Consider the following 24,416-nt stretch of genomic DNA (forward strand, 5'->3'; position numbering starts at 1 on the left):
CAGGGCAGTTAAAAGTTTCAATATTGTTAACGTCAAAGTTGAGGAGAGGTATGTTGCAGCGCAATAATCGCTGGCCAGCATCGGTTCTGGGCGTGATGCTTTATACGCTGGTGTTTATTTTTGCACATCATTTTTGGTCCGCCGCCGCGACGCAGGCGGTGCGTGGACAGCCGGAACTGCTGCTGTTTCTGCTGCCGGGCATCGTGATGGCGCTGCTGCAGCCGGACAGTCCGCTGATCGGCACACTGTGGATCGCGCTGGGCGGGACGCTGCTGGGTATGATGTGGGTGTGGCTGGTGATGCCGATGACGCACAGCTTGCTGCTGGTGACGGCGTGGAGCCTGAGTGCTCTATTCTGGGCGGGGTGCGGTGCGCTGCTGGTTCGCCTGTTGCGCATTATGCTGGCGATGCGGACCAGCTGAGTGAAGCGAAGACGGGCCCGCAGGCCCGTCAGGTCAGGCTTCGATGCCGAGGTTTTCTTTGGTCCACGCCGCAAATTCGGTGTAACCACCGATGTGCTGGTCGTCGAGGAAGATCTGCGGCACGGTAGAAACCGGTTTGCCGGCACGCGCTTCCAGATCGGCTTTGGTGATGCCGGTCGCCTGGATATCGACGTACTGATAATTAAAATCGTCGCGCTCGCTGGTTAACTTCGTGGCTAACTCTTTTGCTCGTACGCAGTAAGGGCAGCTGGAACGGCCAAAAATCACTGCAATCATTGCTTCTCTCCTTCCGCTGCTGTTTTGTGACTTGTCTCACATCACAGCGTGAATAATGCGTCACATCATGCCCGCCCATCCTGCTTAAGAAAAGCAGAAATTGCCTGTTACTCTAATGCGCGCTGTCTATACCCGGTCACAATGCCGTACTACAGTATTCGGGTATCACCTGCAGCAGAAACAGATGAACACTGAGGAGCCCTGAACCATGCGTAATCTGGCGACATTGCCCAAACCCGTGCTACTGCTGGAAGCGCTGGGCGTGCTGGCAGTGACTGGCGCGCTGCTGCTGGTCAACGACTGGCTGGCGGCACCGGCATTCATGGCGAAAAAACCGCTGGCAACGCTGCTGTTTTTCCTCGGCATTGCGCTGATGCTGCCGGCAGCGTGGCTGATGATGTGGCGCACCGCAAAGGCGATGGCACCGCAGTTGTTCAATCACACCGACAAAAAGAAGTAACCGGAGAGGATTATGACGCCGACTATTGATTTGCTTTGCAGCCACCGTTCCATTCGCGCCTTTACTGAGCAGGGGATTGATGACGCCCAGCGCAGCGCGATTATCGCTGCGGCGCAGGCGGCCTCGACCTCCAGTTTTTTACAATGTTCCTCCATTGTCCGTATCACCGACCGCGCTCTGCGCGAGCAGCTGGTGCAGCTCACCGGCGGCCAGCCGTGGGTCAGCGCCGCAGCGGAGTTTTGGGTATTCTGCGCCGACTTCAACCGCCACCAGCAAATCTGCCCTGAGGCTCAGCTGGGCCGTGCCGAACAGCTGCTGCTGGGCTGTGTCGATACCGCGCTGATGGCGCAGAATGCCATGGTAGCCGCGGAATCGCTCGGTTTAGGCGGCGTGTTTATTGGCGGCATTCGCAACAGCATCGCGCAGGTGACGGAGCTGCTGGGGCTGCCGAAGTTTGTGCTGCCGCTGTTTGGCTTCTGCATCGGCCATCCCGACGCGTCACCGGACGTCAAGCCGCGCATGCCGCAGGCGATGCTGGTGCATGAAAACCGCTACCAGCCGCTGGATAAAGCGGTGCTGGCGCAATATGACCAGCAAATCACCGCTTACTATCAGCAGCGCGACAGCAATCAGCGCTCAGAAACCTGGAGTGAACTGATTCAGCGTTTGATCATTAAAGAAACGCGACCGTTCATGCTGGACTACCTGCATCAGCAGGGCTGGGCAACGCGCTAAGTACAGGGACCGCTGCAATGAAGATGGCCATTCTCACCCGTGACGGCGCGCTCTACTCCTGTAAACGCCTGCGTGAAGCCGCGGAAGCGCGTGGCCATCAGGTGCAGATGATCGATCCGCTTTCCTGCTACATGAACATCAACTCCGACTCGCCGGCGGTGCACTATCGCGGTGAGGCGCTCGGCCATTTCGACGCGGTGATCCCGCGCATTGGCACCGCCACCACCTTTTACGGTACGGCGGTGCTGCGCCAGTTCGAGATGCTCGGCAGCTATCCGCTCAACGAGTCAGTGGCCATTACCCGCGCACGCGACAAGCTGCGCTCGCTGCAGCTGCTGGCGCGCGAGGGCATCGACATGCCGGTTACCGGCTTTGCCTCGTCGCCGGATGATACACAGGATGTGATCGCCATGGTCGGCGGCGCGCCGCTGGTGGTGAAACTGGTGGAGGGGACGCAGGGGATCGGCGTGGTGCTGGCGGAAACCCGCCAGGCGGCAGAGAGCGTGATCGATGCGTTTCGCGGTCTCAATGCGCATATTCTGGTGCAGGAGTTCATCAAAGAGGCGCGTGGGCGCGACATCCGCTGCCTGGTGATTGGTGACGAAGTGGTGGCGGCGATTGAGCGGGAAGCGAAAGAGGGCGATTTCCGCTCTAATTTGCACCGTGGCGGCAGCGCCCGCGCCGTCACCATTACCGATCAGGAGCGCGAGATCGCGGTCAAAGCGGCCACGACGCTGGGATTAGCCGTGGCGGGCGTGGATATTCTGCGCGCCAACCGGGGTCCGCTGGTGATGGAGGTCAATGCCTCACCGGGGCTGGAGGGCATCGAAGGCAGCACCGGTTTAGACATTGCCGCCATGATGATCCGCTGGATTGAGCAGCACGCCTGTCCCGGTTATCGTCCGAAAACCGGGGGCTGAACCGCGCTTTTGCGCGGTTTTCGTGGCATCTGCGACTGTTTTTCCGTAAGCTAAGGCGCTTATTTATTCACCCCACAGGATACAACGATGGATTCACTGGTCGTTCCTGACATCGACATGCTGCGTCGCTGGCTGGATCAACAAAATATCACCTGGTTCGAATGCGACGCCTGCCAGGCTTTGCATCTGCCGCATATGCAGAATTTTGACGGGGTGTTTGACGCGAAAATCGACCTGGTGGATAACGTTATCCTCTTCTCGGCGCTGGCAGAAGTAAAGCCCACCGCGCTGATCCCGCTGGTTGGTGAACTGTCGCAAATCAATGCCAGTTCGCTGACGGTGAAAGCCTTTATCGATATACAGGATGACAACCTGCCGAAGCTGATTGTCTGCCAGTCAATCAGCGTAAGCGCCGGCATCACCTTTGGTCAGTTCACCCACTTCATGAAGCAGAGCGAAGAGGGGATTTCGATGGTGATTATGGAAGCGTTCGCCAATCATCTGCTGATGATGGGCGAAGACGAGGAGCGTCCGCCGAGCGTCAGCAGCCACAGCATGCTGCACTGATTTTTCCCCTCCTGCTAACTGCCGCTTTTTGCGGCAGTTTTCATTTCAGGCCCACCACTTTTTATTCTGCATTTTGCCCTTTATTGCCAGATATTAGTCGTGCTTTATGCCGCTAGTGCCAGAGTGCATAGCAGAAACATGCATAACTTATCGCAAAAAGGCGTTTTTTAAGCTGGGATCTGGCACGCAGGAATCAGGGGGGCTATTCTTGCGGGGCTGTCTGATACGTGCAACTACGGCGCAGCTATAGGTTTTTGCTATTAAACTCCCGCTGAATATTGATTCATTGTGTGGCTGTAATTTAACAGACAACGCAACGACCGGATCGCGTGTATGCAGCGTTGTGATGACCCGCTCAGGAGGAAGAAAAACATGATCAACCAGTCAAAAAAATGGTTGCCAGGTGTGGTTGCAGGTGTGCTGATGGCTGCGGCCGTGGGCGCTCAGGCAGAGGATAAAACGCTGCACGTTTATAACTGGTCCGATTATATTTCGGCCGACACCGTGCCCAATTTTGAAAAGCAGACCGGCATCAAAGTGGTCTACGACGTGTTTGACTCCAACGAAGTGCTGGAAGGCAAACTGATGGCCGGCAGCACCGGCTATGACGTGGTGGTACCGTCGTCGAGCTTCCTCGCGCGTCAGCTGCAGTCTGGTGTGTTCCAGGAGCTGGATAAGAGCAAGCTGCCTAACTATAAAAATCTCGATCCCGATCTGATGGCGAAAGTGGCCCAGCACGATCCGGGTAACAAATACGCCATTCCTTACCTGTGGGGCACCACCGGCATTGGCTATAACATCGATAAAGTCAAAGCGGCACTGGGTGCCGATGCGCCGGTGAACAGCTGGGATCTGGTGCTGAAGCCGGAGAACCTGGAAAAACTGAAGAGCTGCGGCGTTTCGTTCCTCGATGCGCCAGAAGAGATTTTTGCCACCGTGCTGAACTACCTCGGCAAAGATCCGAACAGCTCTGACGCGAAAGATTACACCGGCGCGGCGACCGATCTGCTGCTGAAGCTGCGGCCGAATATCCGCTACTTCCACTCTTCGCAGTACATCAATGACCTCGCCAACGGCAACATCTGCGTCGCCATCGGCTGGTCTGGCGATATTCTGCAGGCGAAAGATCGCGCGGTGAAAGCCAACAACGGTGTCCATCTCGGTTACAGCGTTCCGAAAGAGGGCGCGCTGGCGTTCTTCGACATGATGGCCATTCCAAAAGACGCGAAAAACCTGGATGCGGCTTATCAGTGGCTGAACTACATCATGGATCCGAAAGTGATTGCCGACGTCTCCAACAAGATGAACTACGCCAACGGCAACAAAGCGTCGCTGCCGCTGATCAATGCGGATGTGCGCAACAATCCGGGTATCTTCCCGACGCCGGAAGCGATGGCCAAACTGTTTGTGCTCAAGGTCCAGGATCCGAAACTGGATCGTGCGCGTACCCGTGCATGGACTAAAGTAAAAAGTGGTAAGTAATTCGTTCTGAACGGATTCCCTTATCGGTAAACGACAACAGAGGCGCGGTGCTGGCCTCTGTTGTGTCATTTAGCGGCTGGCTGTGCCGCGCTATCCCGCTTAGCGCCGGAGACATGTGAGTGAACGACGCGATTCCCCGCCCCCAAAATAAAACGGCTAAGGCGTTAACGCCGCTGCTGGAAATCCGCAACCTGACGAAATCGTTTGACGGCCAGCACGCCGTGGATGATGTCAGCCTGACCATTTACAAAGGCGAAATTTTCGCGCTGCTGGGCGCTTCCGGCTGTGGCAAGTCCACGCTGCTGCGGATGCTGGCCGGCTTTGAAATTCCCAGCAGTGGCCAGATTGTGCTGGACGGTCAGGATCTGTCCCACGTGCCGCCGTATCAGCGGCCCATTAATATGATGTTCCAGTCGTACGCGCTGTTTCCGCATATGACGGTGGAACAGAACATCGCTTTTGGCCTGAAGCAGGACAAACTGCCGAAAGGCGAAATCAGCAGCCGCGTGGCAGAGATGCTGGCGCTGGTGCATATGGAAGAGTACGCCAAACGTAAGCCGCACCAGCTTTCTGGCGGCCAGCGTCAGCGCGTGGCGCTGGCGCGGAGCCTGGCGAAACGTCCCAAGCTGCTGCTGCTCGACGAACCGATGGGCGCGCTGGATAAAAAACTGCGTGACCGCATGCAGCATGAAGTGGTGGATATTCTGGAGCGCGTAGGCGCTACCTGCGTGATGGTGACCCACGATCAGGAAGAAGCCATGACCATGGCGGGCCGCATCGCCATCATGAACCGCGGTAAATTTGTGCAGATCGGCGAGCCGGAAGAGATTTACGAGCACCCGACCAGCCGCTACAGCGCCGAGTTTATCGGCTCAGTGAACGTGTTTGATGGCCTGCTGCGCGAACGCCGCGACGAGGGCGTGGTGATCGACAGTCCGGGGCTGATGCATCCGCTCAAGGTGCAGACCGATGTGTCGATTGTGGACAACGTGCCGGTGCACGTGGCGCTGCGGCCGGAAAAAGTCATGCTGTGCGACGAGGTGCCGGCCGACGGCTGCAACTTTGCCGTCGGCGAAGTGGTGCACATCGCCTATCTCGGCGATCTGTCGATTTACCACGTACGGCTGCGCAGCGGCCAGATGATCAGCGCCCAGCTGCAGAATGCGCATCGCTACCGGAAAGGCGCGCCCACCTGGGGCGATGAAGTGCGCCTGTGCTGGGATGCCGATAGCTGTGTGGTCCTGACGGTTTAAGGAGGCGCTATGAGCCAGATTTCTCAACGCAGCGAGCCGGAGGTAGCGGGCACACCGCTGCAGCGCTGGGGCACGCGCATGAAAATGCAGCACGGTCGCAAGCTGGTGATCGCGCTGCCTTATCTGTGGCTAATCCTGCTGTTTATGCTGCCGTTCCTCATCGTGCTGAAGATCAGTTTCGCCGATATTGCGCGCGCCATTCCGCCGTACACCGATTTGGTGACCTGGGCGGACGACCAGCTCAACCTGGTGCTTAATCTGGGCAACTACCTGACGCTGACCGACGATCCGCTGTACGCCGAAGCTTATCTCACCTCGCTGAAGGTGGCGGCGATCTCAACGGTGATCTGTCTGCTGATCGGTTATCCGCTGGCGTGGGCGGTGGCGCACAGCAAGCCCTCCATGCGCACCATCCTGCTGCTGCTGGTGATCCTGCCGTCGTGGACCTCGTTCCTGGTGCGCGTCTATGCGTGGATGGGGCTGCTGAACAACAACGGGATCCTCAACCGCTTCCTGATGTGGCTTGGCGTGATCGATCATCCGCTGATCATCCTGTACACCAACACGGCGGTGTATATCGGTATCGTTTACTGCTACCTGCCATTTATGGTGCTGCCGATCTACACCGCGCTGACGCGTATTGATTATTCGCTGGTGGAAGCGTCGCTCGACCTCGGCGCGCGCCCGCTGAAAACCTTCTTCAGCGTCATCGTGCCGCTGACCAAAGGCGGCATCATTGCTGGCTCAATGCTGGTATTTATCCCGGCGGTGGGCGAGTACGTGATCCCGGAACTGCTCGGCGGACCGGACAGCATCATGATTGGGCGCATTTTGTGGCAGGAGTTCTTCAACAACCGCGACTGGCCGGTGGCCTCGGCGCTGGCGGTGATCATCCTGCTGATCCTGATTCTGCCTATCGTCTGGTTCCACAAACATCAAAACCGTGAAATGGGGGAGAAGGGATGAATCAGCTACCGGTAATCCGCTCTCCGTGGCGCACCGCGATTCTGGCGCTGTGCTTCCTGTTCCTGTACGCGCCAATGCTGCTGCTGGTGGTTTACTCCTTCAACAGCTCGCAGCTGGTGACGGTATGGGAGAGCTTCTCGTTTCACTGGTATCGCGTGCTGTTCCAGGATGATGCGATGCTGGATGCGGTTGGCCTGAGCCTGACCATCGCGGCGCTGTCGGCCACCATGGCAGTGGTGCTCGGCACCATGGCGGCGGTGATTATCGTGCGCTTCGGGCGTTTTCGCGGCCACAGCGGCTTTGCTTTCATGCTCACCGCGCCGCTGGTGATGCCCGACGTGATCACTGGTCTGTCGCTGCTGCTGCTGTTCGTGGCGATGGGCAACACCTTTGGCTGGCCGGGCGATCGCGGCATGCTGACCATCTGGCTGGCGCACGTCACGTTCTGTACCGCCTACGTGGCGGTGGTGATCAACTCGCGGCTGCGCGAGCTGGATCGCTCAATTGAAGAAGCGGCGATGGACCTCGGCGCTACGCCGCTGAAGGTGTTCTTCGTGATTACCGTGCCGATGATTGCCCCGGCGATCATTACCGGCTGGCTGCTGGCGTTTACTCTGTCGCTGGACGACCTGGTGATCGCCAGCTTCGTCACCGGGCCGGGCGCTACCACGCTGCCGATGGCGATCTTTGCCACGGTGCGGCGCGGCGTCAATCCGGAGATCAACGCGCTGGCCTCGCTGATTCTGTTTGTGGTCGGGCTGGTCGGCTTTATTGCCTGGCGCTTTATGGCGCACGAAGAAAAACAGCGATTGCGCGATATTCAGAAAGCAAAACGTGGCTGAGTGACGCAACATTTGCCAATATAAGCAAGGCTGACTCTGTCAGCCTTTTCTTATGGAGCGCGCGCAATGTCGGAAACGTTGAAAAACCTGGTGTTAACCTCCACGCCCGTGCCGGTAACCATTGCCGGCAGCGCCATTATCGCCACGCGCTGTATCAGCGTGCTGATGCTGGCCAATGAGCTGGGCTATGACGAAATCGCCAATTTCGTGCACCGCAGCGCGCAGGCGTGGGATTCCACGCTGATCTTTATCGCCAGCCAGCTGATTTTCCTGTTTGAACTGCGCTGTGCCTTTACCCTGATGCGCGGCAGTAATGCCGGGCGCTGGGGCTACGTGGCCACACAGATCGTGGTGCTGCTGTACATGCTGATGGCGTCGGTGGGCTGGATCTATCCGGAGATTTTCAGCATTCCCGGCGAGAATAACGCGCAAATTATTCACCACACGCTGCTGCAGAAACTGCCGGATGTGCTGGTGCTGCTGCTGCTGTTTATGCCGGCCAGCAGTCGCGCATTTTTCCGTAGCCGGTGATACAATCGGCCCCCGTTTTTGCTCCCAATTCTCAATACAGGCCTTTCCATGCATTGCGCGCTTTATCAGGCCGGTCGCTGTCGCTCATGTCAGTGGCTGGAAAAACCCTATCCGCAACAGCTGAGCGACAAGCAGACGCAGTTGACGCAGCTGCTGGACGGCATGCCGGTCGCCGACTGGCGGCCGCCGGTTACCTCGGCGCAGCAGGGGTTTCGCAATAAAGCCAAGATGGTGGTGAGCGGCAGCGTGGAAAAACCGCTGTTCGGCATGGTGGCGCGTGACGGCGAGCCGGTGGATCTCTGCGCCTGTCCGCTCTATCCCGCCAGCTTCGCGGCGGTATTCGACGTGCTGAAACCCTTTATCGCCCGTGCCGGTCTGACGCCGTACAACGTGGCGCGCAAACGCGGCGAGCTGAAGTTTTTGCTGCTGACGGAGAGTACCCAGGGCGGCATGATGCTGCGTTTTGTCCTGCGCTCGCACAGCAAACTGGCGCAGCTGCGCGCCGCGCTGCCGTGGCTGCAACAGCAGCTGCCGCAGCTGCAGGTGATCTCCGCCAATATTCAGCCGGTGCACATGGCGATACTGGAGGGCGAGGAGGAGATGGCGCTGACGCCTGAGCAGGCACTGCCGGAACGCTTTAACGACGTGCCGCTGTATATCCGTCCGCAAAGTTTCTTCCAGACTAACCCGCAGGTGGCGGCTGCGCTGTACGCAACGGCACGCGACTGGGTGGCGGAGCTGCCGGTGCACAGCATGTGGGATCTGTTCTGTGGCGTTGGCGGCTTTGGCCTGCACTGCGCCACGCCGCAGATGCAGCTGACCGGCATTGAAATCAGTGCGGAAGCCATCGCCTGCGCGCAGCAGTCGGCGCAGCAGCTGGGGTTAGAGCAGGTTAGTTTTGCCGCGCTGGATTCCACGCAGTTTGCCACCGGGCATACGAGCGTGCCGCAGCTGGTGCTGGTCAATCCGCCACGTCGCGGTATTGGTGCAGAACTGTGCGCCTGGCTGAGCCGCATGGCGCCGGACTACATCCTGTATTCCAGCTGCAATCCCGCCAGCATGGCGCAGGACATTGCCCGCCTGGCCGACTATGACATCAGCCGCGTGCAGCTGTTCGATATGTTCCCGCACACCGCACATTTTGAGGTGCTGACGTTACTGCGTCGTAAGGGTGGAATCGCGTAGCGCCCGGCTGCGCTGAGGACGTGCAGAACCTGGCAGGCCCGGCGCCACGCAACTCCATAATGCTTATTCCGGGAACCACTTCTGATTGATCTGCTGCCAGCGACCGTTGGCTTTCAGCGCCGCCAGCGCGCTATTCAGCTGTTGCAGCAGCGCGCTGTTGCCCTTGCGCACCGCAATGCCGAGCCCGGTGCCGAAGTAGTCGCTGTCGGTAATGTGCTCGCCGACCGTGCTCAAATCCGCATTGGCCTTCAGCCACTGATTGACGACTGCGCTGTCACCAAACACGCCGTTGAGCCGGCCATTTTTCAGGTCGAGGATCGCGTTCTGGTAGCTGTCGTAGGCCACCGCAATCACTTCCGGATGCTTCTCCAGCAGGTATTTCTGATGGGTGGTGCCGTTTTCCACGCCGATGCGTTTGCCTTTCAGCTGGCTAAAGTCGCTATATTCACCTTTGTGGGCGATGACGATTGCCGAATTGGCGTAGTAGGGCTGGGTGAAATCGACCTGCTTACTGCGCTCGGCGGTGATATCCATGCCGGAAATGACCGCGTCATAGCGACGGAATTTCAGCGAAGGAATCAGGCTATCAAAGGCATTGTTGGTGAAAGTGCACTCGGCCTGCATCTCCTGACACAGCGCTTTAGCGAGGTCGATATCAAAACCGACAATCTGGTTATTCTGATCGAGTGATTCGAACGGGGGATAGGTGGCTGAGGCAGCAAAGCGAATTTTCTCTGCCGCATAAGCATTCATTGCCAGCGTTGCCATCACTGCTGCAACAATCCATTTTTTCATTATAAGGCTCCTGTAAACCATGCCAGAGGCGAAACGATTTACACGATGCCAGTTAATGCATTTGTATGCAATAAATATGATTAAAAATTTATTTCGCTGCGATCAGATATAGCGAGAAAGGGCGCGGCGCTTTCCTTCGCGCCGCGTCAGACGATCAGTTGCGGCGCTCAAATGCCAGCGCGCGCTTCTCGACCAGGCGCATCAGCAGCGTCAGCAGGCCGTTAACCACCAGATAAATCAGACCGGCGGCAGCATACACGGTGACGTCGTAGGTGCGGCCATACAGCAGTTGGCCGTGGCCCATCACTTCCATCAGCGTAATGGTATAGGCCAGCGAAGTACTCTTGAACACCAGCACTACTTCGTTGGAATAAGAGGAGAGGGCGCGCTTAAACGCGTACGGCAGCAGAATACGCAGCGTATCGCGGCGGCGCATGCCCAGCGCGGCGCAGGACTGCCACTGACCGGCTGGTATGGCGCGCACCGCGCCGTAGAACAGCTGTGTGGTGTAGGCTGCGCTATTAAGCGACAGCGCCAGCATGGCACACAGCCACGGCTGCGACAGTAAATGCCAGAGCCACGGCACGTTCTGAATGCTGGGGAACTGGCCGGGACCGTAATAGATCAGGAAAATCTGCACCAGCAGCGGCGTGCCGGTAAACAGGGTGATATAGCCTTTGACCAGCCAGTTGAGCAGCGGCAGCTTCAGCGCCAGCACAATGGTGCACAGCAGCGCCAGCAGCAGCGCGGCGACCAGCGAGGCGGCCGTCAGCGTCAGGCTGGTATGCAGGCCTTTCAGTAGCTCAGGTAAATACGCCAGCATGCGTCAGGCCCCCCGCTCGAAACGCGTGGTACGTGATTCAATACGGCGCAGCACCGCCTGACTGAATAGCGTAATCACTAAATAGATCGCGGCAGCCACCAGATACCAGGTAAACGGCTCCTGGGTGCGCGTCGCAATGCTTTTGGTCTGCAGCATGAGATCGTTGACGCTAATCAGCGACACCAGCGCCGTATCCTTGAGCAGCACCAGCCACTGATTGCCGAGTCCGGGCAGCGCATGGCGCCACATCTGCGGCATAATCAGGCGGAAGAAAATCGCTGACTTTTTCATGCCCAGCGCCTGGCCTGATTCCCACTGGCCGGACGGCACCGCTTTCAGCGCACCGCGCAGCGTCTGAGAGGCGTAAGCCGAATAGAGCATCGCCAGCGCAATCACGCCACACAGGAACGGGCTGACATCAAAGTTCTCAATCTGCATCTGCACCGGCAGGGTGAACAGGCCCAGATTGAGCTGGAAGCCGTCCGACAGCGTCAGCAGCAGCTGCGAGGCACCGAAATAGATAAACAGCACCACCAGAATTTCCGGCAGGCCGCGAATCAGCGTCACCAGCCCGGTACCGATCCACGCCAGCGGTTTCCAGCGCAGCGATTCCCAGCCAGCAAAAATCATCGCCAGCGCGAGGCCGGCGATCAGGGCACAAACGGCAAGGCCGACGGTCATGCCGGCGGCGCTTGCGAGTGGAATCATTTCATTCATCAGAAATTACTGCTGAAACCATTTGTTGTAGATGGTTTTGTAGGTGCCGTCGGCTTTGATCTTATCCAGCGCGCCGTTGAACTTCTGCTGCAGTTCGCTGTTGCCCTGACGCACGGCGATGCCGAGACCGGTGCCGAAGTAGGCTTTGTCGGTCACTTTCTCACCCAGCGCGGCGAGGTTGGCGTTCTGCTTCAGCCACTCGTTTACCACGGCGGTATCCCCGAACACCGCATCAATACGGCCATTCTTCAGGTCGAGCACCGCATTCTGGTAGCTGTCGTAAGGCACGATGGTGATGTCGCTGTGCTTGTCAGAGAGGTATTTCTGGTGCGTGGTGCCGTTCTGTACGCCCACACGCTTGCCTTTCAGCGCCGCAACGTCCGCCAGCTTGCCTTTCTGCGCGATGAAGGTCGCAGAGTTGTCGTAGTAAGGTTTGGTGAACAGCACCTGCTTTTCACGCTCTGGCGTGATATCCATGCCGGCCATCACCGCGTCAAAACGGCGGAATTTCAGGCTGGGGATCAGGCTGTCGAAGGCCTGGTTGGTAAAGGTGCAGGTCGCATCGATCTCTTTGCACAGCGCATTGGCCAGATCGACGTCAAAGCCCTGGATTTTGTTGTCGGAGTCGACAAATTCAAACGGCGGATAAGACGCCTCGGTCGCGAAACGCAGGGTTTGCGCGGCAGAAGCGCTCAGGCTCAGGCTGGCAAGCAGTGCAGCAAGTACAACTTTTTTCATTAGAAGCATCCTGACTTAGTGCGAAAGATAATGAGCAAACGCGTCGGTTTGCGGCTGTGTAAAGTGGCTGGCATCGCCCTGTTCAATGATGCGACCGTTCTCCATGTACACCACCTGGCTGGCGGTTTTGCGCGCCACCTCAACTTCGTGGGTCACAATCACCTGCGTGATCTGCGTCTGCGCCAGCTCACGAATGATGCTGACGATCTGCGCCGTGATCTCCGGGTCGAGCGCCGCGGTTGGTTCATCAAACAGCAACACCTGCGGCTCCATCATCAGCGCGCGCGCAATTGCCACGCGCTGCTGCTGGCCACCGGAAAGGTGCAGGGGAAAACGATCGGCGTATGGCGTCAGGCGCAGACGTTCCAGCAGTTTATCGGCGCGCGCGCGTGCCGCATCTTTGCTGAGCCCGAGCACGCGACAGGGTGCTTCGATCAGGTTCTGCATCACGCTGAGGTGCGGCCACAGGTTGTACTGCTGGAACACCATGCCGACATTCTGACGCAGTTCGCGAATCGCGTTGTCGGACGGCGTCTGGCTGAAATCGAAGTGGTTGCCGGCAATCTGCAGGCTACCGGAACGCGGCAGCTCCAGCAGGTTGAGCACGCGCAGGAGTGAACTTTTACCCGCGCCACTCGGGCCGAGCAACACCAGCGTTTCGCCCTGCGGGCAGGCCAGGTTGATATCGAACAGCGCCTGATGGGCGCCGTAAAAACAGTTGATGGCGTTTAGTTGAATACTCATGCGCAAAAAATGAATAGCAATTAGTGTCGCAAATCTTAACGTCACCAGAATAGTTATGCAATTGAGGTGGGTTAAAATTTATTAAAGAGCAATTAAACAGCAAAAGCGTAGCACAAAATCGGGCAGGGCAGTGGGGAAAGGGGCTGACGGGTAAGCGTTGGCTGTTGCGCGGAAGCTTAGCGGCGCCGCAATGGTGCGGCGCGCTAATGGTTGCGGCTGAGTGCGGAAAAAATGCGCGACTATTTTTTCTCTTCCAGCAGCTGGCTGAGCGAGCCGCCACCGGCGTGAGGCCAGTCGCCGACGTAGCGCACATCATCCACCACCCAGCAGGTGCCTTCGTGGATCATCAGCACTTCATCGCGCCAGCTTTTATCGCCGCGGCTCAGCGTCACGCGCAGCGGAATATTACGCGCGTCGCGGTTAGGAATGCTGGAGGCGCTGGCCACGTCAGCGGCAGTGGGCCCCTGTGCCAGGCTGGAGAACAGATCGCCCTGGCGCCACGCTGCTGGTGGGTTGCTCTCGCTGCTGGCATGCAGCAGTTTCTGATACAGGTTGTCGCTCAGGTACGGGCGATATTTTGCCAGCGTGGTGCTGTCCGGCAATCCCTGGGTTGGCTGGCTGACACGTAAATCGTAGAACTGCTGCGCCACGCTGTCCGGACCGCCATCAACGCAGGGTGCGGTACGCGGCCCGTTGTCCTTGATCACCGGCTCAACGGTGGTACAGGCACTCAGCAGCAATGCAGCGGGAACAAGCAGCGCAAGGGCTTTGTTTCTCATCTCGATTTCCTTATTGTTCACTGGCAAAGCGCCATTTTTAGCATAGAGTATAGCCGTGCTTTTACGCCGTACGAGCTATCGCCTCATGAATCACCACAGGAGAGAACGATGAAATTTTCGACTACGCCAACCCTGGAAGGGCACAGCATCACTGAATATTGCGGCGTTGTGACCGGCGAAGCGATTCTCGGTGCCAACATTTTCCGCGACTTCTTTGCCGGCATCCGCGATATCGTCGGCGGCCGCTCCGGTGCCTATGAGAAAGAGCTGCGCAAAGCGCGGCAGATCGCCTTCGAAGAGCTGGAAGAACAGGCGAAAGCGCTGGGCGCCAATGCAGTGGTTGGCATTGATATTGATTACGAAACCGTGGGCAAAGACAGCAGCATGCTGATGGTGAGCGTTACCGGTACTGCGGTGATCGTGCGCTAATGCGCGCGGTGTTACTGCTGGCGATGGCGCTGCTGCTCAGCGCCTGCCAGTCGACGCTGGAAGCGCGCAACGGCTATTGGGTCGATAGCGCGCACCCGGCACAGGGGGCCAGACCGCGCATCAAAGTGGTGGTAATCCACTACACGGCGGAGGACTTTCCCTCGTCGCTGGCGACCCTGACGGACCGCAACGTCAGCGCGCACTATCTGATTCCGCAGCAGCCGCCGCAGAAAAACGGCGCCGGGGTGATCTGGCAGCTGGTGCCTGAAAACCAGCTGGCGTGGCATGCCGGACCGAGCTCCTGGCGCGGCGCAACGCGCATTAATGACACCTCAATTGGCATCGAAATCGTCAATGCCGGCTATCGCCGCACGCTGACCGGCCGGCAGTGGCAGCCGTTCACCGCCGCGCAAATCACGGCCCTGACCGCGCTGGTGCGCGATATCAGCCAGCGTTACGGCATCAGTCCGGAAAATATTGTCGGGCACAGTGATATTGCGCCGCAGCGCAAGCAGGATCCCGGTCCGCTGTTTCCGTGGCAACAGCTGGCTCGGCAGGGGCTGGGAGCGTGGCCGGATGCCGCCACGGTGCAGCGCTATCTGGCTAACCAGCCGCCGGATGCCCCGGTCGAGGCTGCAACGCTACTGGCTGCGCTGCAGCGCTATGGTTATGACGTTGCCGCTGCGCAAACGCCGCAGATGCAGCGCAAACTGATTGCGGCGTTTCAGATGCATTTCCGCCCGCGTGATTACCGTGGCGAAGCCGATGCCGAGACGCTGGCCATCGCCCGTGCGCTGCTGGCGAAATACGGCGCGGCACAGTAGCCGCGCGTAGCGGCGTTACGGCTGGAGAAAGGCCTGCCAGCGCGCCACCAGCTGCTGTAATTGCTGGCGGCTGACATCCAGATGGGTGACGATGCGGGTCTGCGGACCTACGCTGAGCAGCACGTCGCCCGCCAGCATCCAGCGCTGTAGCGGTGCGACCTGCTCCGCCGGCACTTTCACGAACAGCATGTTAGTGTGCTGGCTCACCACTTCCACACCAATAGCGCTGAGCTGTGCGCCGAGCCACGCGGCGTTGTCATGATCCTCCTGCAGACGCGCCACGTTATGCTGCAGCGCGTAGAGACCGGCAGCAGCCAGAATGCCGGCCTGGCGCATGCCGCCGCCGGTCATTTTGCGCCAGCGCCGCGCCTGCTCAATATAAGCTTCATCACCACACAGCAGGGAGCCGACCGGCGTGCCCAGTCCTTTCGACAGGCAGATGGTCAGGCTATCGCAGTAGCGGGCGATATCGATCAGCTGCACACCCTGCGCCACCACGGCATTAAAGATGCGCGCGCCGTCAATGTGCAGCGCCAGCTGGCGCTCGCGGGTAAATTGCCACGCCTGTTCAAGGTAGCTCAGCGGCAGCACTTTGCCGTGATGGGTATTTTCCAGGCTAAGCAGGCGGGTGCGGGCAAAATGCATGTCGTCCGGCTTGATGGCTGCCGCCACGTCGTGCAGCGGCAGCGTGCCGTCGGCAGCCGCGAGGATCGGCTGCGGCTGGATGCTGCCGAGCACTGCGGCACCGCCAGCCTCATATTTGTAGTTGTGCGCCTGCTGGCCGACGATGTACTCATCGCCGCGCTGGCAGTGGCACAGCAGCGCCACCAGGTTGGCCTGGGTGCCGGTAGGGAAGAACAGCGCAGCCGCTTTACCGCTCAGGCGCGCCGCTTCAGCCTCCAGCGCATTGACGGTGGGATCATCGCGATAGACATCATCGCCAGTTTCGGCCGCCATCATCGCATCCAGCATCGCGGCACTCGGGCGGGTCACGGTATCACTGCGTAAATCGATCACGTTGTTCTCCTGACATAAAAAAGCGGGCTAAGCGCCCGCATGATGATTAATCCGGCAAGTCTCTTCGTTTTACCGCAGCCAGTTGGTTTTCGCCAGCTCGACGATTTCATCACCGCGGCCATTCAGGATCGCGCGCAGCATATACAGGCTGAAACCTTTCGCCTGCTCGGCTTTGATTTGCGGTGGCATCGACAACTCTTCCTTGGCGGTGATCACGTCCACCAGCACCGGACCGTCGTGGGCGAACGCCTGTTGCAGCGCGCCATCGAGCTCCGAGGCTTTTTCCACGCGGATCCCTTTGATGCCACAGGCGGTGGCGATGGCGGCGAAGTCCGGGTTCTCCAGATCGGTGCCGTCGGTGAGATAGCCGCCGGCTTTCATCTCCATCGCCACAAAGCCCAGCACGCTGTTATTGAAGATCACCAGCTTCACCGGCAGCTTAAGCTGCGCCAGCGAGATGAAATCGCCCATCAGCATGCTGAAGCCGCCATCGCCGCACAGCGCAACCACCTGGCGCTGTTTATCGATGGCCTGTGCGCCCAGCGCCTGCGGCATGGCGTTGGCCATCGAACCGTGGTTAAACGAGCCGAGCAGACGGCGCTTGCCGTTCATTTTCAGATAGCGCGCCGCCCACACCGTTGGCGTGCCTACATCACAGGTAAAGATGGCGTCATCAGCCGCATAGTGGCTGATCTGCTGGGCCAGATATTGCGGGTGAATCGCCTGCTTATCGTTGGCGGTCGCCAGATCGTCCAGCCCTTTGCGCGCATCCGCGTAGTGCTCCAGTGCGCGATCGAGGTGATGACGGTCGCTGTGGCTGGTGAGCTGGGGCTGCAGCGCCAGCAGTGTGGCTTTGATGTCACCCACCAGCGCCATGTCGACGTGACTGTGCGCGCCGAGGCTGGCCGGATTGATATCAATCTGAATAATGCGCGCGTCTGCCGGGTAGAACGGGCGATAAGGGAACTGGGTGCCGAGCAGCACCAGCGTGTCGGCATTCATCATGGCGTGATAGCCGGATGAGAAGCCGATCAGCCCGGTCATGCCGACGTCGTACGGGTTGTCGTACTCGAGGTGCTCTTTGCCGCGCATGGCGTGCACCACCGGTGCTTTCAGCGTTTCGGCCAGCTTTACCACTTCCGCATGGGCACCGGCGCAGCCGCTGCCGCACATCAGGGTGATATTTTTCGCTTCATTGAGCGTCTCTGCGAGGCGCGTCAGTTCACTGACCGACGGCACCACCTGCGGCAGCTGCGGCGGATACCATTCGCTGCGCGCGTTCTCCGGCGCCGCCTGCAGCGCCACGTCACCCGGCAACACAATCACCGACACGCCGCGATTGAGGATGGCTTTACGCATCGCAATGCCGAGCACCTGCGGCAGCTGTTCCGGATTGGAGACCAGTTCGCAGTAATGGCTGCACTCGCGGAATAACTCCTGCGGATGGGTTTCCTGAAAATAGCCGCTGCCGATTTCGCTGGAAGGAATGTGCGCGGCAATTGCCAGCACCGGAACATGGTTGCGATGGCAGTCAAACAGGCCGTTGATCAGATGCAGGTTGCCAGGGCCGCAGGAGCCGGCACACACTGCCAGCTCACCGCTGATTTGTGCTTCCGCCCCGGCGGCAAAAGCGGCCACTTCTTCATGGCGCGTTGGCATCCATTCAATGGTGCCCATGCGGTTTAGGCTGTCGTTCAGTCCGTTGAGGGAGTCACCGGTTACGCCCCAAATGCGTTTTACGCCGGCGCTCTCCAGCGTTTTGGCCAGCAGGGCCGCCACTGTTTGCTTCATCGTTCGCTCCTTTCTGGTGTTGGCCATCCAGTCGGATGGCAAAAAACATGTCAGAGAGAAAGCGTAGACGAAGCCGCAGCGCAGCGGGCGTGAAAAAATGCGCTGCGCGTCAGGCGGAAAACAGGGCGATGAGGATCGGTGCCAGCAGGTTCATGATAAAACCGTGCACGATGGCCGCAGGCACAATCTCCATTCCGCCGGCACGCTGCAGAATCGGCAGGGTAAAATCCATCGACGTGGCACCGCTCAGCCCGAGTGCCATACTGCGGTAGCGGTTGACCAGCACCGGAATCAGCAGCACCGCAGCCAGCTCGCGCAGCAGATCGTTAAAGAAGGCGGCGCTGCCGATCACCGGGCCGTACGCTTCGGTCATCAGAATGCCGGACAGCGAATACCAGCCGAAGCCGCTGGCCAGCGCCAGTCCGGTTGACAGCGAAACGCCGAGCAGCCACGCTGCCAGTACCCCGCCGCCCAGCGAGCCGCACAGGGATACCAGCGCTACCGTCATGCCGCGCCGGTTCAGGGTGATCTGGCGCAGCGTCATGCCGCTGCCGCGCAGCTGCACGCCCACCAGGAACAGCAGCACCACCAGCGCGATCTCGCTCAGGGTGGAGGCATGACGCAGCGGCGCCCATTGGGTTAATCCCAGCAGGAAACCGGCCAGCACCGCCACACACAGCTTGAGTGACTCCAGCACCATGTGCCAGCGCGACGGCAGATTCTGCTGGCGATGCTGCTGCCGCCACGGCCAGCGGCGATCCAGCAGCCATAGCGCCAGCAGCGAGCAGCTCAGAATGGCGCCCGCGGCAATCAGCGCGGTTTTAAACACGATCAGCAAATTGGTGCCGAGATTGTCGAGAAAGGCGAGGCTGGTACCCATAAAAAACAGAATGGCGTAAATCAGCAAACTCAACAGGCGGTTAACGCGCTGCAACAGTGCAGGCTGATGCCACGGCAGCAAATAGCCCACCATCAGCGGCACCAGAATGATAAGCAGTCCGGTATACATGAAAAATGACGTCCTTTTTTGCGAGACGCCACGCTAATGGAAAATGCCTGAAGTGTAAACCTTTTCTCCCGCTGCCGACTTGACCAACGCAGCGCGGCGGACCATGCTCTGGCAAAGCACGGAGGGACTGCGCGATGATTCTGGAACATATCGATATACACGGCTTTCGCGGCATTAACCGGTTGTCGCTGCCGCTGACCGACACCAATCTGCTGATTGGGGAAAACGCGTGGGGTAAATCCAGTTTGCTGGATGCGCTAACGCTGCTGCTGGCACCGGCCGCTGAGCCCTATATGTTCACCGAACAGGACTTCCATTTTCCGCCCGGTGAGGTGGAAGCCCGGCGGCATAAGTTGCAGCTGGTGTTTCGCTTTCGCGCGCAGGGCGATGAGCATGAAGCGCAGTTTGCGCCGTTCTGGCAGCAGGATGACGCGGGGCGCTACCTGCGCTTCAGTACGCTGGCGACGCGCCAGGGCAGCGAAGTCAAAACCCGCTGGCGCTTTATTGATGCGCGTGGCGAGGTGCTGCCGCTGGCGGGCACCGACGCCGCGCTGGCGCAGTTGCGCGCGTACTATCCGGTGCTGCGCCTGCGTGATGCGCGCTTTGGCCGGCGGTCGCGCCATAGCGACAATGACACGCAGCGGCGCGCTGATACGCTAAGCGCGCTGGCGCAGGAGATGCATAGCCTGACGCGCGATCTGGTGGCGCGGCCGCAAACCCTGAGCGACGAGCTGTTGCGCCAGGGATTGCATACCATGCAGCAGCTGATGGCGCACTATTTTCTGGTACAGCAACCGGACACGGGCGCCGCGCGGGTTGCGCCGGAACTGCGTGACGGCAGTCAGGGCTGGCGTTCGCTCGATCAGCTCAATCAGCTGATCGCCGGTACCGAATCGCGCAGTCGCCAGGTGATTCTGCTGCGCATGTTTTCGCTCCTGCTGCAGGCGCACGGCAGCGATGCGCTACCCGCGGGCGCGCGCCCCTTACTGCTGGTGGAGGATCCGGAAACGCGGCTGCATCCCATCATGCTGTCGGTGGCGTGGAATCTGCTGGCGCTGATGCCGCTGCAAAAAATCGCCACCACGAACTCCGGCGAGCTGCTGTCACAGGTGGCGCTGGAGCAAATCTGCCGACTGGTGCGCGAACCCGATCGCGTGGCGGCGTGGCGTATCGGGCCGGAAGGATTAAGTGCCGAAGAGGCGCGCCGTATCGGCTTTCATATCCGCGTCAACCGTCCGTCGGCGCTGTTTGCCCGCTGCTGGCTGCTGGTTGAGGGTGAAACCGAAGTGTGGATCATCAATGAGCTGGCGCGGCAGCGCGGCTACCATTTTGCCGCGGAAGGCGTGAAGGTGATTGAGTTTGCGCAGTCCGGGCTTAAGCCGCTGCTGAAATATGCGCGCCGCATGGGCATTGCCTGGCACGTGCTGACTGACGGCGACGAGGCCGGGAAAAAATATGCCGCCACTGCGCGCAGTCAGCTGCAGCCGCATGAGCAGGAGAGCGACCATCTCACGCAGTTCCCGGCGCCCGACATCGAACACTTCCTTTATAAGCAGGGCTTTAGTGATGTCTATCATCAGATGGCGCACCTGCCGTTAAACGTGCCAATGAACGCGCGGCGTATTATTACCAAAGCCATTCATCACAGCTCGAAGCCGGAACTGGCGATTGCGGTGGCGATGGCAGCGGCCGAACGCGGGCCGCAGGCGATTCCGCCGTTGCTCGATCAGCTGTTTGGCCGCGTGATGTGGCTGGCGCGCGGTCGGGCAGAGTAAAACTGCCGCGGGACGCCAAAGAAAAATGCCAGCGTCTGCGGCTGGCATTTTTTTTCGGGAGTGGTCAGAATGAGAGCAGACGCGCGCCCGTCAGGAGAGTGACGATGCTTCACAGGGCACAATCAGACTGGCATGGTTGCCTTTCGGCCCTTCATGGACATCGAACTGAACGTGCTGGCCCGCTTTCAGCGTTCTGTATCCCTCCATCTGAATCGTGGAGTAGTGTGCGAAGATATCGTCGCCGCCGCCAATCGGACAGATAAAGCCGAAGCCTTTGGCGTTGTTGAACCATTTAACAGTACCCGTCTCCATGCTTTTACTTCCCTCGCAAGACATTTTGATAAGTAGGTGAGGTCATTGAAGCTGTGAGTCGAGTTTGTTTAAAACTCAATCAGCTTGTGTAAGTAGAATGTAGAGAAACGGACCTTATCGTCAAGCAAACGGCCCTGGCGCACGGGGAGAAATTCATCAAAATTTGAGGCAGTTAACGCTATTGCAAATTTTGTGATACAGGTCGCGCATGCGCTTTCAGGACCGATTTTTGCCACAGGAAAAGCGGCTTGACAGGCGTGTTAAACTTGAGGTGAGAGCACAGAAATGTGCGCTACCGTAACGCAGAATTTCAACGGAACATTATGGCAAACACAAACGACTGGCTTAACTTTGAACATCTGGCCGAAGACAAAGTACGCGAAGGGTTAAAGCCGCCTTCAATGTATAAAGTCATTCTGAATAATGACGATTATACACCTATGGAATTTGTTATTGACGTTCTGCAAAAGTTCTTTTCTTATGATGTTGAACGTGCAACGCAACTGATGCTGAAAGTTCACTACCATGGAAAGGCAATCTGTGGTGTATTCACTGCAGAAGTGGCGGAGACCAAAGTCGCCCAGGTGAACAATTACGCGCGGGAAAATCAACATCCGTTGCTGTGTACGCTGGAAAAAGCCTGAAGCTGTCTCCATATAGGATTCAGTCCGTCAGAGCGATAATTGGGGGAGGTGCCAAATGCTCAATCAAGAACTGGAACTCAGTTTAAACATGGCTTTCGCCAGAGCGCGCGAGCACCGTCACGAGTTTATGACCGTCGAACATCTGTTGCTGGCGCTGCTCAGCAACCCGTCGGCCAGAGAGGCACTGGAAGCCTGTACGGTGGATATTGCGGCTCTGCGTCAGGAACTCGAAGCCTTCATCGAACAAACCACGCCGGTGCTGCCTGCCAGCGAAGAGGAGCGCGACACTCAGCCGACGCTCAGCTTCCAGCGTGTGCTGCAGCGTGCGGTCTTCCATGTCCAGTCATCCGGTCGCAGTGAAGTTTCCGGTGCGAACGTGCTGGTCGCCATTTTCAGCGAGCAGGAGTCGCAAGCGGCTTACCTGCTGCGCAAACACGAAGTGAGCCGCCTTGATGTGGTGAACTTCATCTCCCATGGTACGCGTAAAGACGAACCGGGCCAGCCGCAGAACAGCGCGGAAAATCCGGTTAACGAAGAGCAAGCAGGCGGGGAGGAACGTATGGAAAACTTCACCACCAATCTTAATCAGCTTGCTCGCGTCGGCGGAATTGACCCGCTGATCGGCCGCGATAAAGAGCTGGAACGGGCCATTCAGGTGCTGTGCCGTCGTCGTAAGAATAACCCGCTGCTGGTGGGCGAATCGGGCGTCGGTAAAACTGCGATTGCGGAAGGGCTCGCCTGGCGCATTGTGCAGGGCGACGTGCCGGAAGTGATGAAAGAGTGCACCATCTACTCGCTGGATATCGGTTCGCTGCTGGCCGGTACCAAATACCGCGGTGATTTTGAAAAACGTTTTAAAGCGCTGCTGAAACAGCTGGAACAGGATAACAACAGCATTCTGTTCATCGACGAGATCCACACCATTATCGGTGCCGGTGCGGCATCGGGCGGCCAGGTGGATGCGGCGAACCTGATCAAGCCGCTGCTTTCCAGCGGTAAAATCCGCGTGATGGGTTCCACCACCTATCAGGAGTTCAGCAATATCTTTGAGAAGGATCGTGCGCTGGCGCGCCGTTTCCAGAAAATTGATATCACTGAGCCATCGGTTGAAGAGACGGTACAAATTCTTAACGGGCTGAAGCCGAAGTACGAAGCGCATCACGATGTGCGCTACACCGCCAAAGCGGTACGTGCGGCGGTTGAGCTGGCGGTGAAATACATCAATGACCGTCATCTGCCGGACAAGGCGATTGACGTGATCGATGAAGCCGGCGCGCGTGCGCGTCTGGTGCCGGTCAGCAAGCGCAAGAAAACTGTCAACGTGTCGGACATCGAATCCGTGGTGGCGCGCATCGCGCGTATTCCGGAGCAGAGCGTTTCGGCCACCGATCGCGATACGCTGAAAAATCTCGGCGACCGTCTGAAAATGCTGGTGTTTGGTCAGGACAACGCGATTGAAGCGCTGACTGAAGCCATCAAAATGAGCCGCGCGGGTCTGGGGCAGGAGCGTAAGCCAGTCGGATCGTTCCTTTTTGCGGGTCCGACCGGGGTCGGTAAAACCGAGGTCACCGTGCAGCTGGCGAAGGCGCTGGGCATTGAACTGCTGCGCTTTGATATGTCCGAGTATATGGAGCGTCACACCGTCAGTCGTTTGATTGGTGCGCCTCCGGGCTACGTCGGCTTTGATCAGGGCGGTCTGCTGACCGATGCCGTCATCAAGCATCCGCACGCGGTGGTGCTGCTGGATGAGATCGAGAAAGCCCATCCGGATGTCTTCAACCTGCTGCTGCAGGTGATGGACAACGGAATGCTGACCGATAACAACGGCCGCAAAGCGGACTTCCGCAACGTGGTGCTGGTGATGACCACCAACGCCGGGGTGCGCGAGACCGAGCGTAAATCCATCGGCCTGATTCAGCAGGACAACAGCACCGACGCAATGGAAGAGATCAAAAAGATCTTTACGCCGGAGTTCCGTAACCGTCTCGACAACATTATCTGGTTCCGTCACCTCGATACTCAGGTGATCCATCAGGTGGTGGATAAATTTATTGTTGAGCTGCAGGCACAGCTGGATGCGAAAGGTGTGTCGCTGGAAGTCAGCGATGATGCGCGCGACTGGCTGGCCGAAAAAGGTTACGACAAAGCGATGGGCGCGCGTCCGATGGCGCGTACCGTGCAGGAAAACCTGAAGAAACCGCTGGCTAATGAGCTGCTGTTTGGCTCGCTGGTGGATGGCGGATCGGTGTCGGTTGGACTGGATAAAGAGAAAAACCAGCTCACCTACCACTTCATGAGCGCGGAAAAACGCAAAACCGAGGGCACCGTGCATTAAGCGGGTGCGCAGATAAGAAAAAGG

General features: G+C 58.7%; 27 protein-coding genes. 16 read left to right on the plus strand and 11 right to left on the minus strand.

The window, feature by feature from the left end:
• Window positions 1-50 precede the first annotated feature (50 nt).
• Window positions 51-422 carry an inner membrane protein YbjM gene (gene ybjM / locus CBW22_RS07935; protein WP_021508386.1) on the plus strand — a complete coding sequence of 124 codons (372 nt, stop codon included), beginning with the start codon at window positions 51-53 and terminating at the stop codon, window positions 420-422.
• Between the two features lie 33 nt (window positions 423-455).
• Here ybjM and CBW22_RS07940 read toward each other — a convergent pair whose 3' ends face one another.
• Window positions 456-719 (minus strand): GrxA family glutaredoxin, encoded by a 264-nt coding sequence (locus CBW22_RS07940; RefSeq protein ID WP_010618314.1) that lies wholly within the window; start codon window positions 717-719, stop codon window positions 456-458.
• A 208-nt stretch (window positions 720-927) separates the two neighbouring features.
• On the opposite strand from CBW22_RS07940, the gene CBW22_RS07945 reads away from it, so the two are divergent.
• The 10 genes from CBW22_RS07945 to rlmC all read left to right on the plus strand — a co-directional run bounded on the left by CBW22_RS07945 (window position 928) and on the right by rlmC (window position 9,660).
• The gene (locus tag CBW22_RS07945) at window positions 928-1,179 is read left to right on the plus strand and encodes a DUF1418 family protein (protein ID WP_088516404.1); all 252 of its coding nucleotides are present in this window, start codon (window positions 928-930) and stop codon (window positions 1,177-1,179) included.
• A 12-nt stretch (window positions 1,180-1,191) separates the two neighbouring features.
• Complete coding sequence (gene nfsA, locus CBW22_RS07950; RefSeq protein WP_058757789.1) at window positions 1,192-1,914, plus strand: oxygen-insensitive NADPH nitroreductase; 723 nt, start codon at window positions 1,192-1,194, stop codon at window positions 1,912-1,914.
• A gap of 17 nt (window positions 1,915-1,931) precedes the next feature.
• Entirely contained in the window at window positions 1,932-2,834 is a 903-nt protein-coding gene (rimK, locus tag CBW22_RS07955) for a 30S ribosomal protein S6--L-glutamate ligase (RefSeq protein WP_021508383.1), read from the plus strand.
• A gap of 87 nt (window positions 2,835-2,921) precedes the next feature.
• The gene (locus CBW22_RS07960; RefSeq protein WP_021508382.1) at window positions 2,922-3,401 is read left to right on the plus strand and encodes a YbjN domain-containing protein; all 480 of its coding nucleotides are present in this window, start codon (window positions 2,922-2,924) and stop codon (window positions 3,399-3,401) included.
• Between the two features lie 372 nt (window positions 3,402-3,773).
• Window positions 3,774-4,883 (plus strand): spermidine/putrescine ABC transporter substrate-binding protein PotF, encoded by a 1,110-nt coding sequence (potF, locus tag CBW22_RS07965; RefSeq protein ID WP_021508381.1) that lies wholly within the window; start codon window positions 3,774-3,776, stop codon window positions 4,881-4,883.
• A gap of 119 nt (window positions 4,884-5,002) precedes the next feature.
• A complete protein-coding gene (gene potG, locus CBW22_RS07970) occupies window positions 5,003-6,136 on the plus strand; it encodes a putrescine ABC transporter ATP-binding subunit PotG (protein WP_021508380.1) in 1,134 nt (377 codons plus the stop codon).
• 9 nt (window positions 6,137-6,145) lie between these two features.
• A complete protein-coding gene (potH, locus tag CBW22_RS07975) occupies window positions 6,146-7,102 on the plus strand; it encodes a putrescine ABC transporter permease PotH (protein ID WP_021508379.1) in 957 nt (318 codons plus the stop codon).
• On the plus strand, window positions 7,099-7,944 hold the full coding sequence (gene potI / locus CBW22_RS07980) for a putrescine ABC transporter permease PotI (RefSeq protein WP_058757786.1): 846 nt from the start codon (window positions 7,099-7,101) through the stop codon (window positions 7,942-7,944). Before potH ends, potI begins: the two co-directional genes overlap by 4 nt.
• A gap of 66 nt (window positions 7,945-8,010) precedes the next feature.
• Window positions 8,011-8,475 carry a YbjO family protein gene (locus CBW22_RS07985; protein WP_088516405.1) on the plus strand — a complete coding sequence of 155 codons (465 nt, stop codon included), beginning with the start codon at window positions 8,011-8,013 and terminating at the stop codon, window positions 8,473-8,475.
• 48 nt (window positions 8,476-8,523) lie between these two features.
• The gene (gene rlmC / locus CBW22_RS07990; RefSeq protein WP_088516406.1) at window positions 8,524-9,660 is read left to right on the plus strand and encodes a 23S rRNA (uracil(747)-C(5))-methyltransferase RlmC; all 1,137 of its coding nucleotides are present in this window, start codon (window positions 8,524-8,526) and stop codon (window positions 9,658-9,660) included.
• Window positions 9,661-9,723: 63 nt separating this feature from the next.
• On the opposite strand, the gene CBW22_RS07995 is transcribed toward rlmC, so the two are convergent.
• The 6 genes from CBW22_RS07995 to CBW22_RS08020 all read right to left on the minus strand — a co-directional run bounded on the left by CBW22_RS07995 (window position 9,724) and on the right by CBW22_RS08020 (window position 14,256).
• Window positions 9,724-10,455, minus strand: a complete 732-nt coding sequence (locus tag CBW22_RS07995; protein ID WP_088516407.1) for an arginine ABC transporter substrate-binding protein — start codon at window positions 10,453-10,455, stop codon at window positions 9,724-9,726.
• A 154-nt stretch (window positions 10,456-10,609) separates the two neighbouring features.
• On the minus strand, window positions 10,610-11,278 hold the full coding sequence (gene artM, locus CBW22_RS08000) for an arginine ABC transporter permease ArtM (protein WP_021508374.1): 669 nt from the start codon (window positions 11,276-11,278) through the stop codon (window positions 10,610-10,612).
• Window positions 11,279-11,281: 3 nt separating this feature from the next.
• Window positions 11,282-11,995 (minus strand): arginine ABC transporter permease ArtQ, encoded by a 714-nt coding sequence (artQ, locus tag CBW22_RS08005; RefSeq protein ID WP_021508373.1) that lies wholly within the window; start codon window positions 11,993-11,995, stop codon window positions 11,282-11,284.
• 6 nt (window positions 11,996-12,001) lie between these two features.
• A complete protein-coding gene (gene artJ, locus CBW22_RS08010) occupies window positions 12,002-12,733 on the minus strand; it encodes an arginine ABC transporter substrate-binding protein (RefSeq protein WP_021508372.1) in 732 nt (243 codons plus the stop codon).
• 15 nt (window positions 12,734-12,748) lie between these two features.
• Window positions 12,749-13,477: an arginine ABC transporter ATP-binding protein ArtP gene (gene artP, locus CBW22_RS08015; protein ID WP_058769534.1), complete on the minus strand. Its 729-nt coding sequence runs from the start codon at window positions 13,475-13,477 to the stop codon at window positions 12,749-12,751.
• A gap of 239 nt (window positions 13,478-13,716) precedes the next feature.
• Window positions 13,717-14,256, minus strand: a complete 540-nt coding sequence (locus CBW22_RS08020) for a lipoprotein (protein ID WP_088516408.1) — start codon at window positions 14,254-14,256, stop codon at window positions 13,717-13,719.
• Window positions 14,257-14,364: 108 nt separating this feature from the next.
• Here CBW22_RS08020 and CBW22_RS08025 point away from each other — a divergent pair, with 108 nt between their 5' ends.
• Window positions 14,365-14,685, plus strand: a complete 321-nt coding sequence (locus tag CBW22_RS08025; protein ID WP_058757780.1) for a heavy metal-binding domain-containing protein — start codon at window positions 14,365-14,367, stop codon at window positions 14,683-14,685.
• Window positions 14,685-15,509, plus strand: coding sequence for an N-acetylmuramoyl-L-alanine amidase (locus CBW22_RS08030; RefSeq protein WP_088516409.1), 825 nt, complete (start codon window positions 14,685-14,687; stop codon window positions 15,507-15,509). The genes CBW22_RS08025 and CBW22_RS08030 overlap by 1 nt, the downstream gene beginning before the upstream one ends.
• 15 nt (window positions 15,510-15,524) lie before the next feature.
• Here the strand turns inward: CBW22_RS08030 and ltaE are convergent, their stop codons facing one another.
• The 3 genes from ltaE to CBW22_RS08045 all read right to left on the minus strand — a co-directional run bounded on the left by ltaE (window position 15,525) and on the right by CBW22_RS08045 (window position 19,326).
• Complete coding sequence (gene ltaE / locus CBW22_RS08035; protein ID WP_088516410.1) at window positions 15,525-16,526, minus strand: low-specificity L-threonine aldolase; 1,002 nt, start codon at window positions 16,524-16,526, stop codon at window positions 15,525-15,527.
• 69 nt (window positions 16,527-16,595) lie between these two features.
• On the minus strand, window positions 16,596-18,317 hold the full coding sequence (poxB, locus tag CBW22_RS08040; protein ID WP_088516411.1) for a ubiquinone-dependent pyruvate dehydrogenase: 1,722 nt from the start codon (window positions 18,315-18,317) through the stop codon (window positions 16,596-16,598).
• A gap of 109 nt (window positions 18,318-18,426) precedes the next feature.
• A complete protein-coding gene (locus tag CBW22_RS08045; RefSeq protein ID WP_021508365.1) occupies window positions 18,427-19,326 on the minus strand; it encodes a lysine exporter LysO family protein in 900 nt (299 codons plus the stop codon).
• Window positions 19,327-19,460: 134 nt separating this feature from the next.
• Here CBW22_RS08045 and CBW22_RS08050 point away from each other — a divergent pair, with 134 nt between their 5' ends.
• On the plus strand, window positions 19,461-21,101 hold the full coding sequence (locus CBW22_RS08050) for an ATP-dependent nuclease (RefSeq protein ID WP_088516412.1): 1,641 nt from the start codon (window positions 19,461-19,463) through the stop codon (window positions 21,099-21,101).
• A gap of 90 nt (window positions 21,102-21,191) precedes the next feature.
• On the opposite strand, the gene cspD is transcribed toward CBW22_RS08050, so the two are convergent.
• On the minus strand, window positions 21,192-21,413 hold the full coding sequence (gene cspD / locus CBW22_RS08055; protein WP_058757774.1) for a cold shock-like protein CspD: 222 nt from the start codon (window positions 21,411-21,413) through the stop codon (window positions 21,192-21,194).
• Window positions 21,414-21,736: 323 nt separating this feature from the next.
• Between cspD and clpS the strand changes: the two genes are divergently transcribed.
• Both clpS and clpA read left to right on the plus strand, forming a co-directional pair.
• Window positions 21,737-22,057: an ATP-dependent Clp protease adapter ClpS gene (clpS, locus tag CBW22_RS08060; RefSeq protein ID WP_021508363.1), complete on the plus strand. Its 321-nt coding sequence runs from the start codon at window positions 21,737-21,739 to the stop codon at window positions 22,055-22,057.
• A 55-nt stretch (window positions 22,058-22,112) separates the two neighbouring features.
• Window positions 22,113-24,392: an ATP-dependent Clp protease ATP-binding subunit ClpA gene (clpA, locus tag CBW22_RS08065; protein ID WP_021508362.1), complete on the plus strand. Its 2,280-nt coding sequence runs from the start codon at window positions 22,113-22,115 to the stop codon at window positions 24,390-24,392.
• The last annotated feature ends 24 nt before the right edge of the window (window positions 24,393-24,416 follow it).

Origin of the sequence: Pantoea sp. VS1 (genome assembly GCF_002207995.1) — a bacterium.
Taxonomy (GTDB): Bacteria; Pseudomonadota; Gammaproteobacteria; order Enterobacterales; family Enterobacteriaceae; genus Pantoea; species Pantoea dispersa.